The organism is Photorhabdus heterorhabditis (assembly GCF_001280945.1).
Taxonomy (GTDB): Bacteria; Pseudomonadota; Gammaproteobacteria; order Enterobacterales; family Enterobacteriaceae; genus Photorhabdus; species Photorhabdus heterorhabditis.
In genome coordinates this window covers 1-3,966 of the sequence record NZ_LJCS01000123.1, presented here as the reverse complement: position 1 = coordinate 3,966, position 3,966 = coordinate 1, and the positions used below count along the sequence as shown (strand labels likewise).

6 protein-coding genes and 2 pseudogenes are annotated in these 3,966 nt (G+C 39.8%); 4 read left to right on the top strand and 4 right to left on the bottom strand.

What is annotated here, in order from left to right; all coding sequences use genetic code 11:
* Window positions 1-206 precede the first annotated feature (206 nt).
* The 3 genes and pseudogenes from AM629_RS20635 to AM629_RS20625 all read right to left on the bottom strand — a co-directional run bounded on the left by AM629_RS20635 (window position 207) and on the right by AM629_RS20625 (window position 1,213).
* A pseudogene (locus tag AM629_RS20635) lies at window positions 207-555 on the bottom strand (type II toxin-antitoxin system HicB family antitoxin).
* 69 nt (window positions 556-624) lie between these two features.
* Window positions 625-903 carry a helix-turn-helix domain-containing protein gene (locus AM629_RS20630; RefSeq protein ID WP_188093414.1) on the bottom strand — a complete coding sequence of 93 codons (279 nt, stop codon included), beginning with the start codon at window positions 901-903 and terminating at the stop codon, window positions 625-627.
* A complete protein-coding gene (locus AM629_RS20625) occupies window positions 884-1,213 on the bottom strand; it encodes a type II toxin-antitoxin system RelE/ParE family toxin (protein WP_054481639.1) in 330 nt (109 codons plus the stop codon). Before AM629_RS20625 ends, AM629_RS20630 begins: the two co-directional genes overlap by 20 nt.
* Before the next feature lie 466 nt (window positions 1,214-1,679).
* On the opposite strand from AM629_RS20625, the gene AM629_RS24425 reads away from it, so the two are divergent.
* Both AM629_RS24425 and AM629_RS25075 read left to right on the top strand, forming a co-directional pair.
* Window positions 1,680-2,234: a gp53-like domain-containing protein gene (locus AM629_RS24425; RefSeq protein ID WP_054481631.1), complete on the top strand. Its 555-nt coding sequence runs from the start codon at window positions 1,680-1,682 to the stop codon at window positions 2,232-2,234.
* Window positions 2,235-2,255: 21 nt separating this feature from the next.
* Window positions 2,256-2,357: a tail fiber assembly protein gene (locus AM629_RS25075; protein WP_072161967.1), complete on the top strand. Its 102-nt coding sequence runs from the start codon at window positions 2,256-2,258 to the stop codon at window positions 2,355-2,357.
* Window positions 2,358-2,401: 44 nt separating this feature from the next.
* Here the strand turns inward: AM629_RS25075 and AM629_RS20615 are convergent.
* Window positions 2,402-2,681, bottom strand: a pseudogene (locus AM629_RS20615) (tail fiber assembly protein).
* A gap of 53 nt (window positions 2,682-2,734) precedes the next feature.
* On the opposite strand from AM629_RS20615, the gene AM629_RS24820 reads away from it, so the two are divergent.
* Both AM629_RS24820 and AM629_RS20605 read left to right on the top strand, forming a co-directional pair.
* Window positions 2,735-3,610: a glycosyltransferase family 32 protein gene (locus tag AM629_RS24820; protein ID WP_072161966.1), complete on the top strand. Its 876-nt coding sequence runs from the start codon at window positions 2,735-2,737 to the stop codon at window positions 3,608-3,610.
* 70 nt (window positions 3,611-3,680) lie between these two features.
* The coding region (locus tag AM629_RS20605; protein WP_152912046.1) for a helix-turn-helix domain-containing protein at window positions 3,681-3,966 on the top strand (286 nt) is incomplete at its 3' end.

Genomic DNA, 3,966 nt, shown 5'->3' with positions numbered 1-3,966 from the left:
TATACCCTATGGATTTCAAGATGCATCGCGGCGGCAAGGGAGCGAATCCCCGGGAGCATAGATAACTCTGTGACCGGGGTGAGTGAGTGCAGCCAACAAAGAAGCAACTTGAAAGATGACGGGTATATAACTTAACTCGGACTTTGCATCCATACGACGTCAGTTGAATGCTTTTTAGCACTATGGTGCATCCGTGCACCATAGTGCTACCTAAGTTCATGTCTTGCTGCTTCCGCTAAAAAGTGGCTTCTATCTCGATATTGTGTTGGGCTTTCTTTAACTCGATTATCAATACGCTGAATGAGTGTATCGGGTAACGAGATATTAATACGCTGCTAATTTCCGGAAAATTCAGATAAATCAACATCAATAACAAACCAACTGTCAATATATTGATATTCTGCGTTTTTTGTATAGACCAGATAGCCAGGGTCTTGGATTTGTTCAACACCGCTACTGTTCGCAACCATAATCTTCGGTACACAACGCAGGAATAACCAAACCATACGCGGTGTTTTCATCTTTCGGAAATTCAACACCTACTGAGAAAAACATAATCACCTCCAAAGTTGGCGGGGATTAAATCCCCGCCATTTTCTTGATATCAGGTAGATCGGGTGAAAGTTAAAGCGTTATCTGGGGTTTTTCGATACCACAGGCTCGGGCATAACGCGCAAGAGTATCTATGCTGGCTTTGTTAATATTGCTTTCCATGCGAGAAACTGTCGGTGGCTTAACTCCCATACGTTCTGCCACTTGAGCGCGTGTAATACCTGCATTATTACGCCATTCAGCTAGCAACGCTTGTAATTTTTCTTTTCGTTCTTCTGCTTCGTATGCTGCCCGGTATTCCGGATCTTTCATCCATTCAGCATGTAATTCGTCATGGGTTTTTAATTTCATGTTTGATTTCCTCCAATCTGCGCTTAGCTAGCTCGATTTCGCTTTTTGGCGTCTGTTGGGTTTTCTTAATGAAAATGCGAAGCATATAGATCCTGCTACCCACTTCATAAACCCAAATGCCGCGAGCTATGTCACCGCCCATTGTGCGGATCTCGTAAAGCCCATCACCAAGCGGCTTTGTGTTCGGTTCCCGCAGGAGCCGAGGGTTTTCTTCTAATTTTTTAACTAGCCGATCATACTTCACTTTTATAAGTTTCGGTAAGTTATCGGCTTCCTTGACTGCTTCATCATGATAGATAACTCTAAACACTTTTTTTCCTCCCCCTGAAATTAATATTAGCATTTAAGCTAAATTACCTCAAAGGCTAATTTTGTGAAAAAATGTACAGAAACCATCATGAAATGACCTGCAACAAAAACAGAAGCCGATACCTATTGTTCCAATAGCGTTAATCCTATGAAGTTAAAGCCCATGGGTAGAATTTAGCGAATCAGGAAAGAGTCAATAGTTCTATATCATACTTACCAACTCGATTTGGATCTTGAAGATTTGAGCAAATGAGTCATGCAAACCCGCTAATTTATTAGCCAAAACTTGTTCGCAATCTATTCATAGTGAATGCATTTCTTGCTAAATCTTCATTTTGGTTATTTATTGACACGTAAATCGACCCGATTTTTATCGTATCCGGCTTCGTTTAATGCTTTAAAGCGCTGCCCTGGCAAGAATTGCGGTGAGTTAATCGGTTACAGAAAACATTGGTTTAGTGGAAACGATGAATCTGGCGAAAAGTGCGGTGCCGAGTAGCCGGAAAATTAATGGCAAGGCGTTGAATGGGGATGTCAGTTTAAGTGCCGGGGATGTTGGGGCATATCCAAAATCTGGCGGTGTTGTAAACGGAAATGTGGATGCAACCGGATATATTTCCGGTAAGGGTGTATATGAAGCACCCGGTATTCGGGTATATAGTTCGGTGAACAAGCCATCACCGGGAGAACTCGGGGCATATACCACAGGTGAGTGCGATAGGAGATATGGCAGCAAAAATACAGCCAATAAAGCTGCTAACGGTTGGTGGAAATGTGGAGATACTGGGGTGATTTATCAATGGGGTCTAAAGCCCTTCGATAACATAGAAGGAGAAAGCACTATATATTTTCCAATCACATTTCCTGTCGTATGCGTTAATTTTACAGCAACAGTGCTAAACAACTCTCATAGGGATTTTACTATCTTGCCACGGGTGGTAACAAGCCCAGGCAAAGATCGAGTTGTGATATATCATGGTATCTATGAAAGCTCGTTTTACTGGTTAGCTGTAGGATATTAGTTATGTATTACGATAGCGCAAGTGCAAAAACGAAAGCATTCTTGGGAAAAATACCAAATATCACTAAGCCGGATTGATGTTACATCAGCACCAGACATTAACTGGCCTAAAAGGCCACAATAATATGTATTATTATCATTGGGCTGCACAAGCAGCCCTTATTGTTATCATTCTGGCACCTGAGGCCAATTAATATTAGTGGTTAATGAAACATCAATCCAGCCCAGAAATACCACATACTTTTTCCATTCAAGTAACGGAGTTTGGTCTCCTTCCGAAGCCAATTCAACATCAACTGCATATTGGAATAACGTGATGGTGTTTGCACAGTGTATCTCGTAGTTGCTCTGCCTGCTCAATCTCACCATCTTTTATTGCCGATTCGCCAGTTACCCATTTCGAGCCATCCCATCTATCAAAATGAGTAGCAGGTTGTTTGAATGTCAGGGGTCCTGGTAATTCTGGTTTAGTTGTTCATTAACAATTGCAGTTGGGTTAAAATGACCGGTTATGTGCAAACACCAAATCATGTATACTTCTTATCAATAGTACATATTCAATTTATTGAGGTAAAAATGATCCCCAAAAAAATTCACTATGTCTGGGTTGGTAATCAACCAAAGTCTGAGCTAATACTCAAATGCATTGAAAGCTGGAAGATACACCTTCCTGATTATAAGATAATCGAATGGAATAATGAAAAATTTGAAAAAATAAAAAATAAATACTCAGAACAAGCTTATCAGAACAAAAAATGGGCATTTGTTTCTGACTATATTAGGCTTTATGCTCTTTATCATGAAGGTGGAGTTTATTTGGATTCCGATGTTGAAATCACTAACAATATAGATCAATTTCTTCATTTAGATTTTTTTAGTGGTTATGAAAATTATGACGGGCATTGTCACCCGATTACTGCTGTCATGGGCGCTCAAGTAGGGAATTCTATCATTGCTGATTTATTGAGTTATTATGAGAATGCTGGATTTGAAACCTCAAGTGGTCTTGATTTGGAGACAAATACAGTTCGCATTAGTCGTTATTTCTCTGAAAAATTCGGGATTCAAGCACCTTATGATGGCTCCCTAACAACCCAGCTAAATGAGAGGTCAATTATTTATCCATCATATTACTTTTGTACTCCAGAGCATGAGTTGGAAAATTATTCAATTCATCTGTTTAATGGTTCTTGGTGCCCTTCTCATTCTCGTAAAGATAAGTTAAGGATCTTCAATAAATTTATTTTTTCTCGGTTTATTAGATTAAGAGATACAGGTGAACCTCAAGTTACATCAAGAGAAAAAATACTCTTTAAGATCCCCATATCCAAGAACAAACAATATGTATTGATAATAAAAAGAGGCGGATTCGACTAATAAGTGCAATTTTTCAGAAGGGCGGTCAGTTGCTATAGTAGGCATCTTTCCCGCCACAGGAAAATGCACAATGACCTATATACAACTGACCGAAACAGAAAGATACCCGATTTCCAGTTTAAAAAAAGCCGGTTTTTCACAGCGTTTCATTGCTGAGTCACTTAAGCGAAGCCCGTCGACCATCAGCAGAGAATTGAAGAGAAATCAAGAAGTTCAAACCTATTGTCCTGAACAGGCTCATTTGAAGGGATTAGCTCGTCGTCATTTTGCTAAAAAAGCCGTAAAAATAACGCCGGAAGTCAAAAAATGGATAAAACGGTTAATTTGGCAAGATTTGAGTCCTGAACAGGTGGTTG